The sequence below is a fragment of the Flavobacterium sp. genome (genome assembly GCF_043722275.1).
GTDB lineage: Bacteria > Bacteroidota > Bacteroidia > Flavobacteriales > Flavobacteriaceae > Flavobacterium.
This window is the reverse complement of sequence record NZ_JAYSPC010000063.1, coordinates 20,082-42,749: the sequence shown is the minus strand read 5'-3', so window position 1 is coordinate 42,749 and position 22,668 is coordinate 20,082. Positions and strand designations below refer to the sequence as shown.

Sequence of the window (22,668 nt, the reverse complement as noted above, 5' to 3'; positions counted from 1 at the left end):
TTTTCCACAGCATTTAACAGACAAAACTTTTGTTCTGATTTCTCACATCATTATACCATCAAAATGTTAGATAAAATCATACAGTTTAGTATAAAGAATAAGTTCGTTATACTACTATTTACCCTTATATTAATAGCTTGGGGAAGTTATTCACTCAAACAATTGCCGCTTGATGCTTTGCCGGATATCACCAATAATCAGGTTCAAATTATCACATCAGCGCCTACATTGGCAAGTCAGGAAGTCGAGCAATTAATTACTTATCCGCTTGAACAAGCCGTAAAAACAGTTCCTGATATTATAGAACTTCGCAGTATTTCCCGTTTCGGATTATCCGTTGTTACCGTAGTTTTTGAGGACGATGTTGATATTTATTGGGCAAGAGAACAAATATTTCAACGCTTAAAAAAAGCCGAAGAAAATATTCCTGCTTATGCCGGTTCGCCCGAATTAGCGCCAATTACTACAGGTTTAGGAGAAATTTACCAGTATGATGTTTATGCCAAAAAAGGTTATGAAAACAAATACGATGCGGTAAAATTAAGAACCATTCAGGATTGGATTATTATCCCGCAATTGCAAGGCGTTAAAGGCGTTGCCGATGTAAGTACGTGGGGCGGAAAACTGAAACAATACGAAATTGCCGTAAACCCGAATACATTAAATAGTCTGGGCGTTACGATTACAGAAATTTTTGAAGCCTTAGAAAAAAACAACCAGAATACGGGCGGAGCTTATATTAAAAAAGATCAGTTAGCCTATTTTATTCGTGGCGTTGGAATGGCAAAAGACACCAAGGATTTAGGAAATGTCGTAGTCAAAAACCGAAACGGATCACCAGTTTTAGTCCGTGATGTTGCCGAAGTCAGAGAAGGGGTTGCCTTGCGTTACGGAGCTTCAACCAAAGACGGAAAAGGAGAAATTGTTTCCGGAATGGTATTAATGTTAAAAGGCGAAAACTCAAGCGCAGTCGTTCATAGCGTTAAAGAAAGAATGATTCAGATCAATAAAAGTTTACCCGAAGGCGTTGTTGCAGAAGCTTTTATCGACAGAGGAAAACTAGTCGATAACGCGATTGGAACCGTTACAAAAAACTTACTCGAAGGCGCTTTAATCGTGATTTTTGTTCTGATTTTGTTCCTCGGAAATCTCCGTGCAGGTTTAATCGTTGCATCTGTGATTCCGTTAGCAATGCTTTTTGCCATTATATTGATGAATGCCTTTGGCGTAAGCGGAAATTTAATGAGTTTAGGCGCAATTGACTTTGGAATTATTGTCGACGGAGCCGTAATTATTGTCGAAGCCACGATGCATCATTTGCAAAAACTCAAACGCAATAAAGAATTAACGCAAAGCGAAATGGACGCTGAAGTCTATAATTCGGCTTCAAAAATCAGGAATAGTGCCGCGTTTGGCGAAATCATCATTTTGATTGTCTATTTACCAATTCTTGCTTTGGTAGGAACCGAAGGAAAAATGTTCAAACCTATGGCAATGACCGTTGGTTTTGCCGTTGCCGGAGCATTTATCCTTTCGCTGACTTATGTACCCATGATGAGCGCTTTGTTCCTATCTAAAAATACCAAACACAAAGAAAATTTCAGCGACAGAATGATGGCCTGGTTAGAAGCTGTTTATACGCCGTTTTTAGAAAAAGCACTGCAATTTAAAAAGATCGTACTGGGAATATCATTGGCTTTATTCGCACTCGGAATAATAGTTTTTAATAATATGGGAGGAGAATTTATCCCAACAATCGAAGAAGGCGATTTGTCTATAAATGCTACAATCATGACCGGAAGTTCGCTTACGCAGATGGTTGAAACGACCACAAAATACGAACAGATTTTAAAAGCCAAATTCCCTGAAATCAAAACCATCGTAACCAAAATAGGAAGCGGGGAAATCCCGACAGATCCAATGCCAATTGAAAGCGGCGATTTGATTATTGTTTTAAAAGACAAAAAAGAATGGGGGCGAAAATACCATAACTGGGAAGAATTGGCAAACGCCATGAAAGAAGAAATGGAAGTAATTCCGGGCGCTAATATTGAAATTTCGCAACCAATTCAAATGCGTTTTAACGAATTAATGACCGGAAGCCGAAGCGATATTGCCATTAAAATTTTTGGTGATGATTTAGAAGTTCTCGATGCAAAAGCCACAGAATTAATTTCGAAGATAAAAAGCATCGAAGGAATTGGCGATTTAAAAGCTGATAAAGTGACAGGATTGCCTCAAATTACGATCAAATATGATTATAATAAAATCGCTTTATACGGATTGAATATTTCAGATATCAATCAAATAATAAGATCGTCGTTTGCCGGAGAAAGTGCCGGAAAAATCTACGACGAAAGCAAAAGATTTGATGTTGTTGTGAGAATGAATCAGGACAATCGCGGAGATATTACGGATGTAAGTAATTTGTTTATTCCGTTACCAAACGGACAACAAGTGCCGCTTTCGCAAGTGGCAACAGTTGATTATGAGCAAGGTCCGGTTCAAGTTACACGTGAAGATGGAAAACGCAGAATCACGATTGGCTTAAATGTTCGTGGACGCGATATTAAAAGCGTTGTAGAGGAAATTCAGCAAAAATTAGATAAAAACTTAAAACTTCCCGCAGGATATTATGTGACTTATGGCGGACAGTTTGAGAATTTAATCGAAGCCACAAAACGACTTTCAATAGCATTGCCGGTCGCTTTAGGATTAATATTAGTCTTGCTTTATTTTACTTTTAAAAGTTTCAAACAGGCAGCTTTGATTTTTACGGCGATTCCACTTTCAGCAATTGGAGGCGTTTTTGCGCTCTGGTTACGCGGAATGCCATTTAGTATTTCGGCAGGAATTGGATTTATTGCCTTATTCGGAATCGCGGTTTTAAACGGAATCGTATTGATTTCGTATTTCAATCAGCTAAAAACCGAAGGAATATTAGATCCGTTACAAAGAGTTTTAATTGGAACAAAAACAAGATTACGTCCCGTTTTAATGACCGCAGCGGTAGCATCTTTAGGATTTTTGCCAATGGCATTATCAACCAGCGGAGGAGCAGAGGTTCAAAAACCTTTAGCAACCGTAGTAATTGGAGGTTTATTTTCAGCCACATTATTAACGTTAATCGTTTTACCAATCTTGTATTTGTTGCTAGAGAAGAAGTTTAAGAATAAAGAGACAGAATCATAATTTTTTTTCGCCACAGATTAATAGGATTTTGTTTAACGCAGATTTTAAAAGATTTAAGCAGATAAGCGCAGATTTTTAATCATATGAACTTTATAAAATTAAATCTGCTAAAATCTGCAGAATCTGCGTGAAAAAAAATTAAGGCAAAGAAAATTAAAACATAGAAAAAAATGAATTCAATATATAAAATCAACGTACCAGCCTTTGTGAACTTTGAGAATCTTCCTTTGCGAACATTGCGGTTAATAGCGTTCCTATTAGTAACCACATTAACATCGGCACAAGAAAGAATTAGTTTAGAAAAAGCAATAGAACTTGCCAAATCAAACAACATTGATTTAAAAATCGCCGATAAAGAAATAGAAAAACAAACCGTTCTAAAAAAGACAGCATTTCAGCCGGAACCGCTTCAGGTTCAATATCAGGGCGGACAATTTAATAGTGCCGATTTTGATCATAATGTTTCGGTTCAGCAATTTTTCCCAATAGGAAACATCACAAAAGCGAACCGACAATTACAGGAAGAACTGGTAAAACTTGCCGAGAAACGAAAAGCTTTATCATCATATGAAATAGAAAAAGCCGTAACACTGGCATATTATCAATATTTGTATGGTGTTTCGATTCAGAAATTGAATTTGGAATTAAATGATATTTATACCAAATTTTTAAAGAATGCCGAATTGCGTTTTAAAACCGGAGAAAGCGGAAACATTGAAGTTATTAGCGCTAAAGCGAAAGTAAAAGAGATTGAAACACAAAAAGGACAATTAGAATATGATTTGGCGATTTATCAAAAGCAATTGCAATTTTTTATTCAGACCGATGAAAATATTGTTCCTGATGAAAACACATTGTTACAATATTCGATTTTAAAAGAAGAAGAAAATTCAAAAGCAGAAGGTTTATTAACCGATTATTATCAACAGCAAATTTCGGTTTATCAAAAAGAAGCAAATACCTATAAAGCCATGCGAACGCCAAAATTAGGATTGGGTTATTTTGCGCAAACCATCAATACTGAATCTTTGTTTCAGGGTTTTACCGCAGGATTACAGATTCCGTTGTTTGGAGGCGTAAATACTGCAAAAGCTCAGGCTTCGGCAATTAGTATTTCGCAATCGCAATTGGCTTTGGATAAAAATAAACTAACGCTGAATCTGCAAAAACAGGAATTGCAAAATAACTTTCAAAAGCAACAAAAAGCACTGGATTATTATCAGAAGGAAGGATTGCAATACGCGGATCAGATTATTAATACAGCACAAAAAAGCTATGCAAATGGCGATATGAGTTATTGGTCGTACATCAGTTTTTTAAATCAGGCAATTGATATTAAAAAACAATATGCTGAGGCAACGCATAACTTTAATCAAAGTGCCATTGAACTTCAATTTCCAAATCTCAAAAACAATTAAAATGAAAAATATAAATAGTTTAACCGCAAAAAAATTAACCGCAGAGTTCGCAAAAAGAGAAAAACACAAAGTTCACAAAGAATTTAAACTTAGTGAACTTTACGATAAAATCTTTGTGCACTCTGTGGTGAAAAATTTGCATTTTCTTGCGTTTGTACTCTTTATGGCTATTTCTCTTGTTTCTTGTACGAAGAAAAAAACAGAAGAAAAACCTGAAGAAGAAAAATCAGAAACTGAAGTTGCATTAAACGAATCTCAATATAAAACTGTAGGAATCGAAACGGGATTAGTTGAAAACAGAAATCTCAATAAAGTCATAAAAGCAAACGGATATACAACAGTTCCGCCACAAAATTCCGCCGAAGTTTCGACTTTAATAGGAGGAACGGTAAAGGATATTTTTGTTTTGGAAGGAACATTTGTAAACAAAGGAAAAGTCCTGGCAACGATTCAGAATCTGGAAGTAATTGAAATGCAGGAAGATTACCATTCGGCTACAGCCAATATTGAATATTTGCAATTAGAATACAATCGCCAGAAAACTTTAAGCGATGAAAATGTAAATCCGAGGAAAGTTTTTCAGGAAGTAAAAGCAAAATTAGCAGCAGAAAGAGCGAGAGCTCAGGCAGCAAAAAACAAATTAGAAGCTTTGCATGTAAGTACAAAAGGAAGCACATCATTAGTGCCAATTGTCTCGCCAATTAGCGGTTATGTTGGAAAAATAAGCATTGCAAAAGGCGCTTATGCACAAACCGGAGTTTCACTGTTTGAGGTTGTAGACAATAGCCAGCTGCATTTAGATTTGAATGTTTATGAGAAAGATTTGGGTTCAATTTCAGTTGGACAAGTGATTGATTTTGTCTTAACAAATCAGTCGAATAAATCGATTAAAGGAAAGATTTTCGGAATCAATAAATCATTTTCGAATGAAAGTAAAACCGTTGCCGTTCACGCAAAAATCGAATCGGCTGATGCAAAAGGACTAATTCCCGGAATGTACGTTTCGGCGAATATCAACATTACAAATGCCACAGTTCCCGCTTTGCCAAAAGATGCAGTTGTTCGGAATGCCGATAAATACTTTGTTTTTATTGAAGAAGAAAAGCATGAGGAACATCAGGAAAAGAAAACAGAAGGTGCAGTAACTCACGAAAAAGAAATTCATTTTAAAGCAATTGAAGTCATTCCCGGAACCACAGATTTAGGTTTTACCGAAGTGAAGTTTATAAATGAAATTCCAGCCGATGCAAAAATAGTTACAAAAGGTGCTTTTTATTTGCTTTCGGCATTGAAGGGCGGGGGAGAACATGGACATTAAAAAATTTTGTTTCAGGTTTTGTTTGTTTCAAGTTTGACGTTCTCTCAGAATGAAAAAAATTTAATCTCGCAAAGTTTTTCCGTAGAGATGCACAGCAGTGCATCTAACACAATCTAAATGTATAAACTTGTGATAAAATGGCTTTAGCCAAATTCATATTTCGGCTAAAGCCATCGAAAATTGATTTTTATAATCTTCAGCTAAAGCTGGAGGCAATTCAAAAATAACGCGAAGCTAAAAAGCATTATGAAAGAAAACTTTGCGACTTCGCGACTTTGCGTGATTAAAATAACTTTGGATGGAAACTATTAAGACAAAATCCGTAAATTTAGAAAGTATTAAATAATAATAATAATCCCCAACAGCTTGTCTTTCCGGCGAAGGAGGAATCTCCGCAACGTGAGTAACCAACGAAGATTTCTCCTTCGTCGAAATGACAATACTTTGAGATGAATCTTTAAATGAGAAAATGGAACATATACATAAAGAACAAAAAATAACAAAAAAGAAAATCAACCAATCCGGATGTTGTTCTACGCATGAAGAAAACGCACATTCAGATGATGACGGACACGACCACGATCACAGCCATAATGCCGAAGGCGGTATTTTTCAAATGTTTCTGCCGGCAATAATATCCTTTATTTTATTGCTTATTGGTGTTGGCTTCGATCATTATTATCCGCAAAACTGGTTTGCGGGTTATGTTAGAATTGCCTGGTATATTGTCGCTTATCTGCCGGTTGGACTTCCCGTTTTGAAAGAAGCTTATGAAAGCATTATGAAAGGCGATGTTTTTTCAGAATTTTTCCTCATGTGTATTGCCACAATTGGTGCTTTTGCAATAGGAGAATATCCGGAAGGAGTTGCCGTAATGTTGTTTTATACGATTGGTGAAAATTTTCAGGGATTAGCGGTAAGTCGGGCAAAATCGAATATAAAAAGTTTATTGGACCAGCGTCCTGATGAAGTTAATGTTTTAGAAAATAATGTTGCCACAAAAGTCAAAGCGGCTGATGTAACTATTGGATCGATTATTCAGCTTAAAGCGGGAGAAAAATTAGGATTAGACGGTGAATTATTATCAGATACTGCTTCGTTTAATACCGCAGCGTTAACTGGTGAAAGTAAACCTGATACGAAGGTAAAAGGAGAATCTGTTCTTGCCGGAATGATTAATAGCAACACAATTGCATTAGTAAAAGTAACCAAAGCTTATAACGACAGCAAATTATCTAAAATTCTGGAAATGGTACAAAACGCCACGACCAAAAAAGCTCCAGCAGAATTATTTATTAGAAAATTTGCTAAAATTTATACGCCAATTGTCGTGTATCTGGCAATTGCAATTTGTTTGCTGCCAATGCTTTTTGTTGACAATTATGTTTTTAATCAATGGTTGTACAGAGCTTTGGTTTTCTTGGTAATTTCATGTCCGTGTGCTTTGGTAATTAGTATTCCGTTAGGTTATTTTGGCGGAATTGGCGCTGCAAGTAAAAACGGAATCCTGTTTAAAGGAAGTAATTTTCTTGATAGTATTTCAACGATTCAGAATGTGGTGATGGATAAAACCGGAACCATGACCGAGGGCGTTTTTAAAGTTCAGGAAGTTATTATTTCCGATGATTTTAATAAGGAAGAAATCCTGAAATTCGTTAATGTTCTGGAAAGTCAGAGTACACATCCTGTGGCGACGGCAATTCATAATCACGTGGGAGAAATCGATGCTTCAATTGAATTGAAAAACGTTGAAGAAATTTCGGGACATGGTTTAAAAGCAGAGATTAACGGAAAAGAATTGCATGTTGGGAATTTCAAATTGATGGATAAATTCAATATTAATTATGACATAGATCCAAATGAGGTTGTTTACACGACAATTGCAATTGCGTATGATAAAAAGTTTGCAGGATATTTAACGATTGCCGATGAAATTAAAGCTGACGCACAAGAATCTGTAAACAAACTAAAAGCATTAGGCGTTAAAGTAACCATGTTAAGCGGGGATAAAAGCAATGTTGTACAATTTGTTGCCAATAAACTTGGAATCACAAATGCTTTCGGGGATTTATTACCGGAAGATAAAGTCAATAAACTAAACGAAATAAAAGCCAAAAACGAAACCGTAGCTTTTGTTGGCGATGGTGTAAATGATGCTCCGGTTATCGCTTTAAGTACAGTTGGGATTGCGATGGGAGGATTGGGAAGTGACGCCACAATTGAAACGGCAGATATCGTAATTCAGGACGACAAACCCAGCAAAATTGCAATGGCAATAAACATTGGAAAACAAACCAAAAAAATTGTCTGGCAAAATATTACTTTGGCTTTTGTAGTCAAAGCTTTTGTACTAATTCTTGGCGCAGGCGGATTAGCCACAATGTGGGAAGCCGTTTTTGCCGATGTTGGCGTAGCATTGTTAGCCATATTAAATGCCGTAAGGATTCAGAAAATGAAGTTTTAATTATAAAATAATATAAAAAATGTAGCCGTTTCATATGACAATTTGAAACGGCTTTTTTATGCTTTTTATAAATATTTTGATTGTTTTATTTACGCTTATTCTGAATAACTACAGTTATAAAGAACATATATCATTCTTAGACTGATAAAATATTTAATGTATTCGGATAAAGTCAATCACTTAAACTACTTTTTTAAATGTTTAGGTTCCTGAATTTCTCCGTTTCCAAAAGACCAATTCTCTAAACCATTATTTTCCAGTAAAATAATAATCACATTATTGATCAGGATTTCTGTAGAAGTTGAAATTCTCGTAGCAATTTGATGGTATAAGTTTTTCTTTTGTTCTAAAGTTCGTCCTTGTCCGGCGGTTATCTGAACATAGATTATATCTTGAGAATGAGAAATACCAAGATAATTTTCAGGGTATTTTATTTGATGAGGTTCTAATTCTTCAATAACATGAAAATAATCAGCTGCAGGAATATGAAATTCGGCTATTAATGAATCGTGAATTGATACTGAAATATTGTTTTTACTTTCCTGCGAAAGCTTTTTTGGAAGACTGATTCGGACAAATGGCATTTTGTTGTGTTTTATAATGGTGATGTAAAGCAAGATAAAGGTTCAACTAAAAGAAGTTAAATTTAAACAATTATGACAAAAGTGTAAATGTAAAAAAATTAAAAAGATTTTCTTTTTTTTGTTTGAGAATCCTTACAGATAGCGGACTTTCTGAGTTTTTATCTAACGCAACTTAGTTGCGAATACTGGAATTAGTAAATTATTAGCGTATTGATCGATATTAAAATGTGTTAAAAAATAGGCTTTATTTAATTTCTAGAAGTTGCTATATAATAGCTGCAGCGTATGAAAATCAGAAGATCCGTCGAAATATTTATCTAAGACATCATTAAATAAGGGTTCGCTATTTTGAATGCTGGCAAACAACGTCATGCAGGATTGCAATTTTTCATTATCAGGATTTCCAAAGATATCTTCGGCCGTTTTTTCATCTGTTTTGATTAGTTCGGCAGTGATTTCTATGAGATGTTTACCAAGAATTGGATGTTCGAGAAAGGCAATTGCTTCATCGACATTTTTGATTTCGTAAAATTTTGATGTATCACAAGAGGCAAGTCCTTTTATCTGCGGAAAAATAAACCACATCCAGGGTGATTCTTTTTTGCCTTTCTTAATTTCTGAAAGTGCAGATAAATATAATTTGTTTTGCGCATCTAAAAAGCGAATCAATTCTTTGTTATTGTAAGCCATTATTTACTGATTTTATTTGAGCAATCAGGTCGTAAATCTACTGAAAATATATGTAGTTGTACATTTTGAAAGCTTTTTTTACGTCTATTTTTTGTGATTTTCTTAAGAAAAAATTCACTGTAGTATTTATCGGATTTTTTTATTTGGTTTTTTAAGGGTTTGAAAATTTAATCTCGCAAAGACGCGAAGGGCAATGTCATTAAGTTAAGGGGAAATCTATAAAATTACTTAATAGTTTAATCAAGAAAGTAATTAGAAAAATCCGTTTTATCAGCGTTTTCGCTTTAGCGAATCAGTGGAATCAGTATCTAATTTTGGACGCGGTTAAAACAGATTTACTTCGTAAAAATGCGGATAAAAACGGATTTGATTTGCAATAATTTTATTTTTTAAAGTTTAACTTAATGACATTGCGTGAAGGCGCAAAGTTTCTTATAAGTTTTTCGGCATTAAACCCGACACATTTTTAAAACCTGTCAGGTTTACTTGTGACGATTACGTAAATAAAAAAAAAGTATTTGATATATCAATTATTTATTTATATTTGATATATCAAATACTTTTGAAAATATGAAACAGAAAACGCCCACAGGAACCGTACTTTATTCTATCGAACAGGCAATAAAGGAATACCGGAAAGTTTGCCAGAAAAATATCCAGAAGATTGTCAATGATATTACAGTTGACCAATGTTTGGTATTAATTATCCTAAACGATAATGAAAAGATTTCTCAAATAGAAATTGCAAAATTAATCTTCAAGGACAATGCTTCGATTACAAGAATCATTGAATTGATGGTTAAAAAGGATTATTTGACAAGGCAAGTTGATGAATTTGATAAAAGAAAAACTAAGCTTATAATAACCGAAAAGGGCAAAAAAACGGTTGTTTTGCTCACGCCTGTTTTTAAGCTTAACAGAGAAACTGCTCTTAACGGTGTTTCAGGTGAAGAAATCGAATTACTGGACAAAATTCTAAATAAAATAATTTCAAATTGTAAAACTTCATAAAAATGAAATACCTTTTAATTTTACTATTATCAATCTCGATTGGTTCCTATTCTCAACAAAATAAAACTGCAAATGAAGATTTTTATCTTACTGAAATACATCAAAAACAAATTATCGATTCATTATCAAAGGAACTGGAAGAGTTTTATATCCGACCTAAAGCGATTGATGCTATAACTAAAAAACTGAACGAGAATTATAAGAAGGGAAGTTATAAAAGCCTCTCAAAGCCTAATGAATTTGCTTCAAAACTGAGCGCAGATCTTATCGATGTCAGTAAAGATTTGCATTTTAGTGTGATGTATGATCCTGAATGGACGGCCAGTAAAAAAAACAATAGTATAGAATCGCAGAAAAAGCTTAAAGCAGAAGAATTAGCGGCGGCTAAAAAAAGGAATTTTGGTTTTCAGCAAGCACGAATTCTGGAAGGGAATGTTGGTTATTTAGAATTTAATTATTTTGAAGATCCTGCAATCGCAAGCGAAAAGGCTGCAAGTGTAATGCAATTTTTAAATAATGCGGATGCTCTGATTATTGATTTGCGTAAAAATAACGGCGGAGCTATGGAAATGGGACAATTTTTAAGCAGTTATTTTTATTCGAATAAGGAATTACCTCTTTATAAATATTATTACTACGAGAAGAACAGAAAAAAAGTGGACAGGGAAATGTGGTTATTGCCATCTGTTCCGGGGAAACGCATGGAGGATATTGATATTTATATTCTAACGAGTGAAATTACTTTTTCGGCTGCTGAATGGATGAGTTATTCGCTTCAAGACTTAAAACGCGTTACGATTGTGGGCGAAAAAACGGCTGGAGGTGCACACCCAATTGATCGGAAAGTATTACCAAATGGTTTTTCTGTAAATATACCTTTTGGAGAAGTAAAAGATCCAGTTACAAATACCGATTTTGAAGGAAAAGGGGTTATGCCTGATGTTTTATGCAAAAGCGAAGAAGCTGTAAATAAATCGCATCTTTTAGCGTTACAAAAGCTTTCTTTAAAAAATAAGGATTCATTGAGCAACAATCTTAATTGGTTTATTCCCATAATTAAAAACAGACAAAAAGCGGCACACATTGAACCTTTAATTTTAAAATCTTACGAAGGTAAATTCGGAAAATCTGAACTGAAATACGAGAATGATAATTTGTATTATAATTGGAATAATATTGCGACTTTTTTGCTTATTCCGCTGGATCAGGATTTGTTTCTGTTGAACGGAATTGATGATTTTCGTATAAAAGTTATTTCGGATAAAAACGGAGTGACAGAAATTAAGAGAATATATCAGAATGGACAGGAGAAGATTTATAAGAAAGGGTAGAGATTGAAGAGGAAAGAGTATAGAGGAAAGATTGGAGAGGAAAGAGTAAAGAGGAAAGAGTATAGATTGAAGTGGAAAGATTGAAGTGGAGAATAGAGATTGAAGAAGAAAGAGTGATGTAATGAAAGTTATAAAAAAATCCCAAATCTAATATTAGATTTGGGATTTGCATTTATTACAATTTGTTTTTAAAACTGTTGGGTGCAATTTATTTCTATGTTTTGAAATATTTTACAATCAACGTGATTTTACTGTTTACTTATAGAAATCGCTTTGCCAGTTCCTTTTACTTTAATAAAATAAATTCCTGATGGATGTTCTGAAATGCTGATTAAGTTTCCTTTTCCTTGTTTTACCTGAGTCCCTAAAGGTGAATAAACAGTCCATTCCAACTCTTTTGATAAATGGAATATTCCGGTTGAAGGATTAGGAAATACGGTGATTTTATTTGATTCTTCGTTCGGGTTTTCAATACCAAGATTGCAATTATGAACCATAAAAGGTGAATTGTTCTTTATGTTATTTCCTATGGTATTGCTCACGGTTAACGAAACGGTTTTTGTTCCTTCGGTACCATAAATTACGGTGTGAGGACCAGCTCCTGTTGCGGTTGCAGGTTGTGCGCCTTCGCCAAAACTCCAAACATAATTATCAACGGTTCCTATAGAAACAGAGGTAAATGTCACGGGAGTATTCAAACATCCCATTGAAGTATTTACTTCATAATCAGCAATTGGTGCAGCGGTACTTCCTGTTAATACAAATTCCATTTTATTGATGTTGATATCAGCTTCTTCAAAATACAAAGTGATTACGTGAGCGCCCTGAGTTAAAGGAATATTTTGAATTGCGGTCGTTTGCCACGTCTGAAAACCTCCTGTATTAGGTATATTAATTGTTCCGGTTACATTTACGCCATCTACTTCAAGGCGTAATTTTCGGTTAGCATAAGGAGATGAAGTTCTGAAATTAATCGTATAATTTCCGGCTGTATTTACTTTTGCTGTGTATTTAAGCCATTCATCTTTAGAAACGTAGGAAAGATTAAATCCACCTTCGTTACAAACTTCGGTTCCTACGCGATCTCCGGCTCTGTATGGTACATCGCCTCCGCCATTGGTATCAAAATAAGCGGTTGGTCCTACATCATAATTTTCGGCTTCAATAATGCCGGGAATTTGTGCTACAACTCCTAAATATGGAGCATTACCAAGTGTCGTTGCAGTATAAACGGCAGTATAAGTGATTGTTCCGGATGCAGGAGCTTTGAAGTTTTGGTTTGCCGCTCCGCCGTGAGCCCAATGATCAAAATCATATCTGATATTGCCAACATATTGCGGTGTTGGTGCATTCAATGTTTGTACAGTCGCGTTAGCCACAACTTGTTTTGTAGATGGTGCCGTTACGGGTTTCTGATTGAATTCTAAAGCCAATAAAGCGGGAGTACTTGTTACGGTTACATCGACTAAATTAGGTTTAATGTCAACAAAAGCAGTTCCTGTTAAGCCATTACTGTCCGTTACTTTTACAGTAAATCTATACCAGACGTTTGGTGTTTTTTCACCTTGATTCGATGTTGTAAAGTCTCCTGATTTTACACCTTGCGGACTTCCGCCCGGATGTGAATGTCCTGCTCCGGGAATGTCTTCATGAAAAAGATCGATATTCCATGAATACGCACTTGCGGGTAATATTCCGTCTTCAACATCTGTTGCAGTTGCTTCAAAATGAACTACATCATCAGCATTCCATTTTAAAGATGTCAATGGCGAAACTATAGTAACTACAGGCGTATTGTTAAATGGTGTTACTGTTAAAGTTGCAGGATTACTGGTTGCATTTCCGGCCGTATTGGTTACAATAACTCTGTAAGCGCCTGCATTTGCTGTAGTAACGGTTGGAATTGTGTAATTGACCGCTGTTGCTCCGGGAATATTTACATTATTAAATTGCCATTGATAGGTAAGTCCCACGCCACTTGCCGAAACTGTAAAAGTTACGGGCGTAGTTTGCATTATGGTTTGAGAAACAGGATGATTTACTATAGTTGGCGCAGCGGTTGCGATATAATCAAGTTTGATTAAAGATCCGGTATTTCCGTATGCACAATAATAGATATAACCATCATTGCCTAACATCATTCCTAGTGCTTGCTGTTGTGGCGCCGTATAAAATTCGGTTGATTCCGGATCAGCAATATTGGGGTCGAAAGAACGAATTGCATTTCGGACAAAATCCTTAATAATAAATTTTCCCTGTAAATCAGGATAACGGGATGTTACAGGATTGTAGAGTAAACCATTTGTTAAAGCGTTTCCGATACTTCCGGTTGCATATGTAAAAATTGGGTTGGTAAAAATATCAGTTTCGGTTTGTTTTCCGTCTCCACCTTGCGGATGTCCCCATGCATAATTGCGAATTGTCGGGTTACTGATTTCATTGATTTCTTCCCACGAAGTTCCAACATCTAAAACAAATAATTTATTGGCTACGGGATTGGCAACAAGTCTCCACGGATTTCTGAAACCATAAACCCAGATACTTTGTTTTTGTACAGAACCGGTTCCGTAAAATGGATTTCCGGGTGCGGGCAGACCATCTTCGGTAATTCTTAGGATTTTTCCTTTATAAGTATCAAGATCCTGAGCATTTGTGTTTTGCTGACTGTCTCCAACGGTTACATAAAGATATCCGTTAAAGAATTTTAAATCGCCACCATTATGAAAACCTTGTCCAATAGGCTCTAACAGTAAAATTTCCTGTCTGCTCACAACCTGATTGGCATTGTCTATTTTTATTCTTTCAATTCGGTGACGTATTACACCATCGTTAATAGAATAAAACACATAAATATAACCGTTTGTGGCAAAATCCGGATGCAAAGTAAGTCCAAGTAAACCTTGTTCATTATCTGTTACGGTTGCTACTGTAAAAACGGTCGAAACGGTATTGTTTTGAAATACTTTTACAATTCCGCCTCTTTCTGCAATAAATATTCGCCCGTCAGCTGATTGTTCTAACGCAAGTCCTTCCTTAATTACTGCTGTAGGAGCAAGGTTTTGTGTAATATACTGGCAATTTGCCTGTGAGGAAAGCAATAGAAAAAAGACATACAAAATAGGCCTGAAATGCTGCTTTTGGAAAAAGGTAAGTAGATTTTTTTTCATAATTATTCAGATTGAATTTATATTCGGGTAACCAAATTTAAACTTTTTCTGCCTAATTATTTAATTTCCAATGATTTCTTTGCGATGTAAAGTTCCCCAGTCTTTTAATGCCATAATAACATTATTTAAAGATTTACTGTGTTCTGTAGAGGCGTATTCAACTGTTGGCGGAAAAGTATCATACACAGTACGGGTTACAAGCTTGTTTATTTCCAGATCTTTAAGTTCTTTCGACAGCATTTTATCGGTTATGCCGTTGATGTCTTTCGAAATTTGTTTGAATCGTTTCGGTCGGTTCGATAAAGCGATTAATATTGGTATTTTCCATCTTCCGCTTAAAACTTCTAATGCATCTCTCACGGGTCTTAATGAAGCTAGGCATTCTTCTGGTTCACAGACTAATTCTTTTAAATTATCGATTTTTGTTTCCATATAAATGATGTTACTATCCTCAAGGAAAGCGCTATCCTCCAGGATAGTACTATAAAAGAGATAGCAAATGTAGATAAGTTTGTATCATAAACAAAATAATAATAAATATGAGCAAAAAGATTCTGAATATAGTAACAAGCATTAAAGGTGATGCTTCTTTTAGTAATAAATTATCGAATGCAATTCTGGAAAAACTGAAAATCGAATATAACGAAACCGAGGTTAAAACGCTTGATCTTTCTAAAACGCCTCTGCCTTACTTGAGTGAATTGGATATTAGTGCTTTTTATACTCCGGAAGAAAATCGTACAGAAGCCCACAAAGAAACTTTAAGACAATCTGATCTTGCAACAACTGAACTTTTAGAAGCTGATATCGTTGTTATTGGCGTTCCGCTTTATAATTTTGGAATTCCGGCAGTATTAAAAGGCTGGATCGATCAGGTTGCGCGTGCAGGTAAAACTTTTAGTTATGATGAAAATGGACCAAAAGGATTATTGACGGATAAAAAAGTGTTTTTATCGATTGCTTCAGGTGCAATATTTTCTGATGGACCTTATAAAAGTTATGACTTTTCAGAGCCTTATTTACGTACGGTATTAGGATTTTTAGGTATTACCGATATTACGACTTTTCGTGTAGAAGGAACTGCAATTCCTGACTTTGCTGAGAATGCTTTACCAAAAGCTTTGACTGCAGTTGAAGAATTTGCTTTCTAAAAATTGAAGATAAAATTACGATTGTTGGACATTTTCGTAGTTGTATTAACCCCGACAGTCCCGAAGCCTCGGGATAAACCTGTCGGGTTTGTCGTATAGTATTAATATTAAAGCTCGAGACGCATTTTATAAATGCTCCATAGGAGCAATATATTTATAGCATATTGACAACGAGAATGAAATAAAGCTCCAGCGGAGCGATATATCTATTTCGTAAAATTAAATATGCCATCCCGATGGGGTTCTGTTGTATAAATTTCTAATTTTCTATAGATATATTGTCCCGCTGGGACTGAAGATAATTTATGTCAAACTTAGTAACCCCGGCAATTTTAAAAACCTGTCGGATTTGTCGTATAGAATAAATATTAAAACTAGACATGTATTAAAATGCTCCATAGGAGCAATATATTTATAGCATAATGACAACGAGAATGAAATAAAGCTCCAGCGGAGCGATATATGCGTTTTTTGTAAATTAATATATCACCCCGATGGGGTTCTATTTGCGTAAAATTCTGATTTCTATAAATATGTCGTCCCGCTGGGACTGAAAATAATTTATGTCAAACTTAGTAAACGCGACAGTCCCGAAGCCTCGGGATAAACCTGTCGCGTTTGTCGTATTTTATTAATATTAAAGTTAGAGACGCATTTATAAATGCTCCATAGGAGCAATATATTTATAGCATATTGACAACGAGAATGAAATAAGCTCCAGCGGAGCGATATATCTATTTCGTAAAATTAAATATGCCACCCGGATGGGGTTCTGTTCTATAAATTTCTAATTTTCTATAAATATATTGTCCCGCTGGGACTGAAGATAATTTATGTCAAACTTAGTAAACGCGACAGGTTTTAAAATCTGTCGGGTTTGTCTTTATGAAAACTACTGTCACCCTGAGCGGAGTCGAAGGCTTTATTGTAAGAAAGGGCTTCGACTCCGCTCAGCCTGACAATAATGACCTTCGTTTTTTATATTAAGTCATTAATTACTTCTCGATAATCATGGTAACGCCTTGACCACCGGCGGCACAAATGGATATAAAACCTCTTCCGGAACCTTTTTCGTTTAATAATTTTGCCATAACGCCAATGATTCTTCCTCCGGTTGCGGCAAAGGGATGCGCGGCTGCAAGAGAACTTCCTTTTACATTCAGTTTATTTCTGTCAATTGCGCCAAGTGTTTTCTTTAAACCTAATTGTGCGCTGAGTTCAGGACTTTCCCAAATTTTTAAAGTGGCCAAAACTTGTGCGGCAAAAGCTTCATGAATTTCATAATAATCAAAATCCTGTAAAGTCAATCCGGCTTTATCGAGCATTCTGCTGGCAGCGAATAAAGGCGCTAATAAAAGATTCTGCTGATTTTTGACATATTCAATTGCGGCAATTTCTGCAAAAGTAATATAAGCGAGAATAGGAAGATTATTTTCTTTTGCCCATTCTTCACTGGCCAAAAGTATGCAAGAAGCGCCATCTGTTAATGGAGTTGAATTTCCTGCGGTAAGCGTTCCGTTTATTTTATCGAAAGCGGGATTTAATTTTGCCAGTTTTTCAAGAGTACTGTCCTTTCTCAGGTTATTGTCTTTGTCTAATCCGTTAAACGGAGTAATCATATCATCAAAAAAACCTTCGTCATACGCTTTCGCCATATTTAGATGGCTTTTTAGCGCTAAATTGTCCTGATCTTCACGGGATATTTGGTAATGTTTTGCGGTAATCTCGGTATGACCGCCCATTGAAAGTCCGGTTTGTGATTCTTCATTTTTTGGAACCAAAGGCGATAAATCCTTTGGGCGAAGGCTTAAAAATAGTATTATTTTTTCGCCTAATGATTTTGCTTTTCGCGCATTCAGTAAAATTTTGCGTAGTTTTTCACTAACCGCAATGGGCATATCGCTTATAGAATCAACTCCTCCGGCAATTCCGGATTCTATTTGTCCAAGAGCAATTTTGTTGGCAATATAAATGGCACTTTCAATTCCGGTATCGCAAGCTTGTTGTAAATCACAGGCGGGAGTTGCGGGATCAAGAGCGGTTTTCATTACACATTCTCTAATCAAATTATTATCATAAGTATGTTTGATTACGGCACCTCCGGCAACTTCGCCAAGTAATTTTCCCTGCAGATTGTATTTTTCAATAAGTCCGTTAAGTGCGGCGGTCATCATTTGCTGATTTCCAACTTCGGCGTAGGCCGTATTAGCCCTTGCAAATGGAATCCGGTTATAACCAACAATTGCAACTTTTCTAACTGTAGAGGTGGTATTCATATATCTATAAGATTAGTTTTTTTCGAAAGATTAAAGGTAGGTAGAAATTTTTTGCCACAGATTTGAAAGATTAAAAAGATTTATTCATTGCAATGCAGATTAATTTTTAACACATAGAGACATAGATTTTATACTCTAAAAAAAAGGCGTTTCACTTATCTAAAATGCACAAAGATTTCTGAAACAAGTTTTTTAATGCTTTGAATCATTTAATCTGTGGCGATATAAAAGAAATTTTTTGCCACAGATTTGAAAGATTAAAAAGATTTATTCATTGCAATGCAGATTAATTTCTAACACATAGAGACATAGATTTTATACTCCAAAAAAAAGGCGTTTCACTTATCTAAAATACACAAAGATTTCTTAAAACAAGTTTTAATCCTTTGATCCTTTTAATCTGTGGAAAAAAATCACACTTCATAATTTATTTTTATTTAGAATGATTAAAAATAATTTGGAAAACAGATTTTTAGCTATTACTTTTGCCACCGCAATCAAAACCAATTAAAATGAATAACATGACAATAAAAAAAGTTTTATTATTTCTTGTGTTTCTAAGCTCATTACCCATGATGAGTCAGGAACTGGGAAAAGTAACAGGAAAAATTTCGCTAAGCGGAAACGCACCCGCAGAGAATGTTTCTGTAGTTCTTAGAGGAACAAAATATACTGCTGTTACAAATGAAAAAGGACAGTATGAAATTAAAAATGTAAAACCTGCAAGCTATACAATTAGTATTCATGCTGTTGGAATTCACCCAATCGAAGATCAAATTATTGTGAATGCAAAACAAACTACAATTAAAAACTTCATGCTTTCTGAAAGTCAGGAAGATCTTGACGAAGTAGTGATTACAAAAAATAAGTACAAGCAAGATAAACCTTCTTTGTCATTGCGTCTTCAGACTCCGGTGCTTGAAATTCCTCAAAACATTCAAATTATTAGTGGTCAGACTTTAAAAGATCAACAAATTACGAGTATGAGTGATGGAGTTATCAGAAACGTGAGTGGTGCTGTCCGTATAGAACACTGGGGTGATATGTATACTAATATTACCATGCGTGGCTCTCAAATCCAGGCTTTTCGTAATGGTTTTAATGTGGTTTCTTCTTTTTGGGGACCGCTAACAGAGGATATGAGCTTTGTAGATCATATCGAATTTGTAAAAGGACCGGCAGGATTTATGCTTTCAAGCGGTGATCCAAGCGGACTTTACAACGTGGTTACTAAAAAACCAACTGGAATTACTAAAGGCGAAGCTACTGTAATGGCGGGAAGTTATGATTTTTACAGAGCAAGTATTGATCTTGACGGAAAACTGGATAAAAAAGGAAAATTGTTATATCGTTTTAATGCAGCGGCACAAAACAAAGGTTCTCACAGAGCATTTGAACACAATGACCGTTATGTAATTGCTCCGGTAATTTCGTATCAGGTTGATGATAAAACAAAAATTACAGCCGAATATAATTTTCAGTATGCAAACATGACTGAGGTTGGTTCTTATTATGTATTTGGTCCTAAATCTGAAGGATATGCAACTTTGCCAGTTGGATTTACAATGACACAACCAGGATTGCCGGACACTAATATTCAGGATCATAGCGGATATCTTATGTTTGAACATAAATTTGATGATAACTGGAAATTGACGGCACAAACTTCTTATTTTAAATATCTTCAACAAGGATATAGTTCCTGGCCAAGTGCTGTTGGTTCAGATGATGATACTCTTGGAAAAGGTAATATTATCAGAAATGTTGGTATTTGGGATGCGGAAAGTAATATGTATTTAGGTCAAATATTCGTAAACGGAAAATTTAATACGGGAGCAGTCAGCCACAAAGTATTAGGTGGAGTAGATTTAGGAAGCAAAGATTATATGGCAGATTGGGGACAATCTCATGATCTTGATACTGCCGAAAATCCATTTAATGTTTACAATCCTAATTATGGCACACCATCTAACGGTTTTCCGGCATTTGATCATGAAACCCCTCTTAGCACTAGAGCAGGCGGACTTATGAATTCTGAATATGCTGCTGCTTATATTCAGGATGAACTTGGTTTTTTTGAAAATAAATTAAGATTAACTCTTGCAGCAAGATATACCTGGATTAGTCAGTCAAGTTTTGGTGAAACACAGGAAGACAGTCACATTACACCTCGTGTAGGATTAAGTTATTCTGTAAATGAAAGTACTGCGATTTACGGATTGTATGATCAGGCTTTTACACCACAATCAGGTATTGTTTTAGATGGCGAAGTAAAACCTCTTACTGGAAATAATATTGAATTAGGTATCAAAAAAGACTGGTTTGATGGTTCTTGGAGTACAAGTTTATCTGCCTATAATATCTTAAAGAAAAATGAACTTACTTCTGACCCAATGAATACTCCAGGTCAACAATATAGTGTTGTTCTTGGAGAAAAAAGAGCGCAGGGTGTTGAATTTGATTTAAGAGGAAAAATCTTTGATGGTCTTAATTTAATTGCTAATTACGCCTTTACAGAATCTATTGTACTTGAGTCTAATGTTTCAACTATTAAGGAAGGTTCTATTGTTCCCGGATATGCAAAACATACCGCTAATGCCTGGTTAAATTATACGATTCAAGGCGGGAAATTAAAAGGATTAGGTGCATCAATTGGAGGAACTTTCCTTGACGGACGCCAAACTGATACATGGAGCGTAGGACTTGAAAAATTACCAAGTTATTTCAAATTGGATGGAGGTTTATCATATGATGCTAAAAAGTTCAAAATCACAGCGAACGTATTTAATATTTTAAATAAATATCTTTACAGTGGTTCTTACTACTCCTATCTTAATGCGTATTACTGGCAAACAGAACAGCCAATTAACTTTAGAGTTGGTGTAACATATAAATTTTAAGAATATTTCTTAATGAATTTTGCATAAAAAAAGCATCCGTCGATATGGCGGATGCTTTTTTGTTTAATTATAAATTATAAATTGTGAATTTGTTAGCACTGATTAATAATTTATAATTAACAATTCATAATTAAAAAAACTATCCTTTATGAATCAACGGAATAACTTTAGAACCAATAAGTTCAATGGCATTCATTAATTGAGTGTGCGTTAAACCTGCATTATCCATTTGGAAAGTAAACCTTGAAATTCCACCAAGAGATTCGCTGTGGCGTAAAATTTTCTCAGCAATACGTTCAGGATCGCCAACAACTAAAACGCCTTCATCATCAATAAGCATGTCAAATTTTTCTTTAGTTACAGGCGGCCATCCGCGTTCTTTTCCTAATTTAGTCCAAAGTTCTGCATAACCCGGATAATATTCTGATATGGCTTTTTCGGTAGTACTTCCCACAAAACCAGGTGAATGCAAACCTACTTTTAGTTCTTCGGGTTTATAACCTGTGGCTTTTCCGGCTTCACGATACAAATCAACCAAAGGTTTAAAACGATGTGTTTGTCCGCCAATAACTGCGACCATTAAAGGCAATCCCATTGATCCGGCTCTCACAAAAGATTCCGGAGTTCCGCCAACGCCCAGCCAAATAGGCATTTTTTCCTGTATTGCTCTGGGATAAACAGGAAGATTATTCAAAGCAGGACGAAATTTCCCCGACCACGTTACAAATTCATTATCCCTGATTTGAAGTAATAATTCTAATTTCTCTTTAAAAAGGGCATCATAATCATTTAGATTATATCCGAAAAGTGGATATGCTTCAATTGCAGATCCGCGTCCGGCGACGATTTCGGCTCTTCCTTTCGAAATTAAATCAAGCGTTGCAAAACTTTGATACAATCTTACAGGATCAACGGCACTTAAAACCGAAACCGCACTTGCTAACCTGATACGTTTTGTACGGGCAGCGGCAGCGCTTAATATTACGGCTGTAGCCGAATCTAAAAACTCTTTTTTATGATGTTCTCCAATTCCAAAAACGTCAAGACCAGCCTGATCCGCCAGTTCAATTCTTTGCAGTAATTGTTCCATCGCATCAACACTACTCAAAGTATTATTGTCCCCGTACATTGCCGAAGCAAAACTATCAATTCCTATTTCCATTTTT

General features: G+C 35.4%; 14 protein-coding genes. 8 read left to right on the top strand and 6 right to left on the bottom strand.

Features of this window, described 5'->3' with window-relative positions:
- Positions 1-63 precede the first annotated feature (63 nt).
- The 4 genes from ACHZDT_RS08590 to ACHZDT_RS08575 all read left to right on the top strand — a co-directional run bounded on the left by ACHZDT_RS08590 (position 64) and on the right by ACHZDT_RS08575 (position 8,392).
- Positions 64-3,192: an efflux RND transporter permease subunit gene (locus tag ACHZDT_RS08590; RefSeq protein WP_394774210.1), complete on the top strand. Its 3,129-nt coding sequence runs from the start codon at positions 64-66 to the stop codon at positions 3,190-3,192.
- A 170-nt stretch (positions 3,193-3,362) separates the two neighbouring features.
- Entirely contained in the window at positions 3,363-4,610 is a 1,248-nt protein-coding gene (locus tag ACHZDT_RS08585) for a TolC family protein (RefSeq protein ID WP_394774209.1), read from the top strand.
- Between the two features lie 163 nt (positions 4,611-4,773).
- Positions 4,774-5,928, top strand: coding sequence for an efflux RND transporter periplasmic adaptor subunit (locus ACHZDT_RS08580; protein WP_394774321.1), 1,155 nt, complete (start codon positions 4,774-4,776; stop codon positions 5,926-5,928).
- Positions 5,929-6,397: 469 nt separating this feature from the next.
- Positions 6,398-8,392 carry a heavy metal translocating P-type ATPase gene (locus ACHZDT_RS08575; protein ID WP_394774208.1) on the top strand — a complete coding sequence of 665 codons (1,995 nt, stop codon included), beginning with the start codon at positions 6,398-6,400 and terminating at the stop codon, positions 8,390-8,392.
- Between the two features lie 185 nt (positions 8,393-8,577).
- On the opposite strand, the gene ACHZDT_RS08570 is transcribed toward ACHZDT_RS08575, so the two are convergent.
- Entirely contained in the window at positions 8,578-8,976 is a 399-nt protein-coding gene (locus tag ACHZDT_RS08570; protein ID WP_394774207.1) for a tautomerase family protein, read from the bottom strand.
- A 255-nt stretch (positions 8,977-9,231) separates the two neighbouring features.
- Positions 9,232-9,666, bottom strand: coding sequence for a DUF1810 domain-containing protein (locus ACHZDT_RS08565; protein WP_394774206.1), 435 nt, complete (start codon positions 9,664-9,666; stop codon positions 9,232-9,234).
- A gap of 570 nt (positions 9,667-10,236) precedes the next feature.
- Here ACHZDT_RS08565 and ACHZDT_RS08560 point away from each other — a divergent pair.
- Positions 10,237-10,677 carry a MarR family winged helix-turn-helix transcriptional regulator gene (locus tag ACHZDT_RS08560; RefSeq protein WP_394774205.1) on the top strand — a complete coding sequence of 147 codons (441 nt, stop codon included), beginning with the start codon at positions 10,237-10,239 and terminating at the stop codon, positions 10,675-10,677.
- A gap of 2 nt (positions 10,678-10,679) precedes the next feature.
- Positions 10,680-12,008, top strand: coding sequence for a S41 family peptidase (locus ACHZDT_RS08555; RefSeq protein WP_394774204.1), 1,329 nt, complete (start codon positions 10,680-10,682; stop codon positions 12,006-12,008).
- Positions 12,009-12,256: 248 nt separating this feature from the next.
- On the opposite strand, the gene ACHZDT_RS08550 is transcribed toward ACHZDT_RS08555, so the two are convergent.
- Together ACHZDT_RS08550 and ACHZDT_RS08545 are read right to left on the bottom strand one after the other, a co-directional pair.
- Complete coding sequence (locus ACHZDT_RS08550) at positions 12,257-15,175, bottom strand: PQQ-dependent sugar dehydrogenase (protein ID WP_394774203.1); 2,919 nt, start codon at positions 15,173-15,175, stop codon at positions 12,257-12,259.
- A 60-nt stretch (positions 15,176-15,235) separates the two neighbouring features.
- Entirely contained in the window at positions 15,236-15,607 is a 372-nt protein-coding gene (locus ACHZDT_RS08545) for a winged helix-turn-helix transcriptional regulator (RefSeq protein WP_394774202.1), read from the bottom strand.
- Between the two features lie 107 nt (positions 15,608-15,714).
- Between ACHZDT_RS08545 and ACHZDT_RS08540 the strand changes: the two genes are divergently transcribed.
- Complete coding sequence (locus ACHZDT_RS08540) at positions 15,715-16,326, top strand: FMN-dependent NADH-azoreductase (RefSeq protein ID WP_394774201.1); 612 nt, start codon at positions 15,715-15,717, stop codon at positions 16,324-16,326.
- Between the two features lie 995 nt (positions 16,327-17,321).
- Here the strand turns inward: ACHZDT_RS08540 and ACHZDT_RS08535 are convergent.
- Entirely contained in the window at positions 17,322-18,602 is a 1,281-nt protein-coding gene (locus ACHZDT_RS08535) for an acetyl-CoA C-acetyltransferase (protein ID WP_394774200.1), read from the bottom strand.
- Positions 18,603-19,123: 521 nt separating this feature from the next.
- Between ACHZDT_RS08535 and ACHZDT_RS08530 the strand changes: the two genes are divergently transcribed.
- Positions 19,124-21,502: a TonB-dependent siderophore receptor gene (locus ACHZDT_RS08530; RefSeq protein ID WP_394774199.1), complete on the top strand. Its 2,379-nt coding sequence runs from the start codon at positions 19,124-19,126 to the stop codon at positions 21,500-21,502.
- Positions 21,503-21,641: 139 nt separating this feature from the next.
- On the opposite strand, the gene ACHZDT_RS08525 is transcribed toward ACHZDT_RS08530, so the two are convergent.
- Complete coding sequence (locus ACHZDT_RS08525; protein ID WP_394774198.1) at positions 21,642-22,664, bottom strand: LLM class flavin-dependent oxidoreductase; 1,023 nt, start codon at positions 22,662-22,664, stop codon at positions 21,642-21,644.
- Positions 22,665-22,668: the final 4 nt, after the last annotated feature.

What these genes read in the sequence shown, in the direction of transcription:
- ACHZDT_RS08590 (WP_394774210.1), top strand. Translation starts at nt 64, where the DNA reads ATGTTAGATAAAATCATACAGTTTAGTATAAAGAATAAGTTCGTTATA.
- ACHZDT_RS08585 (WP_394774209.1), top strand. Translation starts at nt 3,363, where the DNA reads ATGAATTCAATATATAAAATCAACGTACCAGCCTTTGTGAACTTTGAG.
- ACHZDT_RS08580 (WP_394774321.1), top strand. Translation starts at nt 4,774, where the DNA reads ATGGCTATTTCTCTTGTTTCTTGTACGAAGAAAAAAACAGAAGAAAAA.
- ACHZDT_RS08575 (WP_394774208.1), top strand. Translation starts at nt 6,398, where the DNA reads ATGGAACATATACATAAAGAACAAAAAATAACAAAAAAGAAAATCAAC.
- ACHZDT_RS08570 (WP_394774207.1), bottom strand. Translation starts at nt 8,976, where the DNA reads ATGCCATTTGTCCGAATCAGTCTTCCAAAAAAGCTTTCGCAGGAAAGT.
- ACHZDT_RS08565 (WP_394774206.1), bottom strand. Translation starts at nt 9,666, where the DNA reads ATGGCTTACAATAACAAAGAATTGATTCGCTTTTTAGATGCGCAAAAC.
- ACHZDT_RS08560 (WP_394774205.1), top strand. Translation starts at nt 10,237, where the DNA reads ATGAAACAGAAAACGCCCACAGGAACCGTACTTTATTCTATCGAACAG.
- ACHZDT_RS08555 (WP_394774204.1), top strand. Translation starts at nt 10,680, where the DNA reads ATGAAATACCTTTTAATTTTACTATTATCAATCTCGATTGGTTCCTAT.
- ACHZDT_RS08550 (WP_394774203.1), bottom strand. Translation starts at nt 15,175, where the DNA reads ATGAAAAAAAATCTACTTACCTTTTTCCAAAAGCAGCATTTCAGGCCT.
- ACHZDT_RS08545 (WP_394774202.1), bottom strand. Translation starts at nt 15,607, where the DNA reads ATGGAAACAAAAATCGATAATTTAAAAGAATTAGTCTGTGAACCAGAA.
- ACHZDT_RS08540 (WP_394774201.1), top strand. Translation starts at nt 15,715, where the DNA reads ATGAGCAAAAAGATTCTGAATATAGTAACAAGCATTAAAGGTGATGCT.
- ACHZDT_RS08535 (WP_394774200.1), bottom strand. Translation starts at nt 18,602, where the DNA reads ATGAATACCACCTCTACAGTTAGAAAAGTTGCAATTGTTGGTTATAAC.
- ACHZDT_RS08530 (WP_394774199.1), top strand. Translation starts at nt 19,124, where the DNA reads ATGACAATAAAAAAAGTTTTATTATTTCTTGTGTTTCTAAGCTCATTA.
- ACHZDT_RS08525 (WP_394774198.1), bottom strand. Translation starts at nt 22,664, where the DNA reads ATGGAAATAGGAATTGATAGTTTTGCTTCGGCAATGTACGGGGACAAT.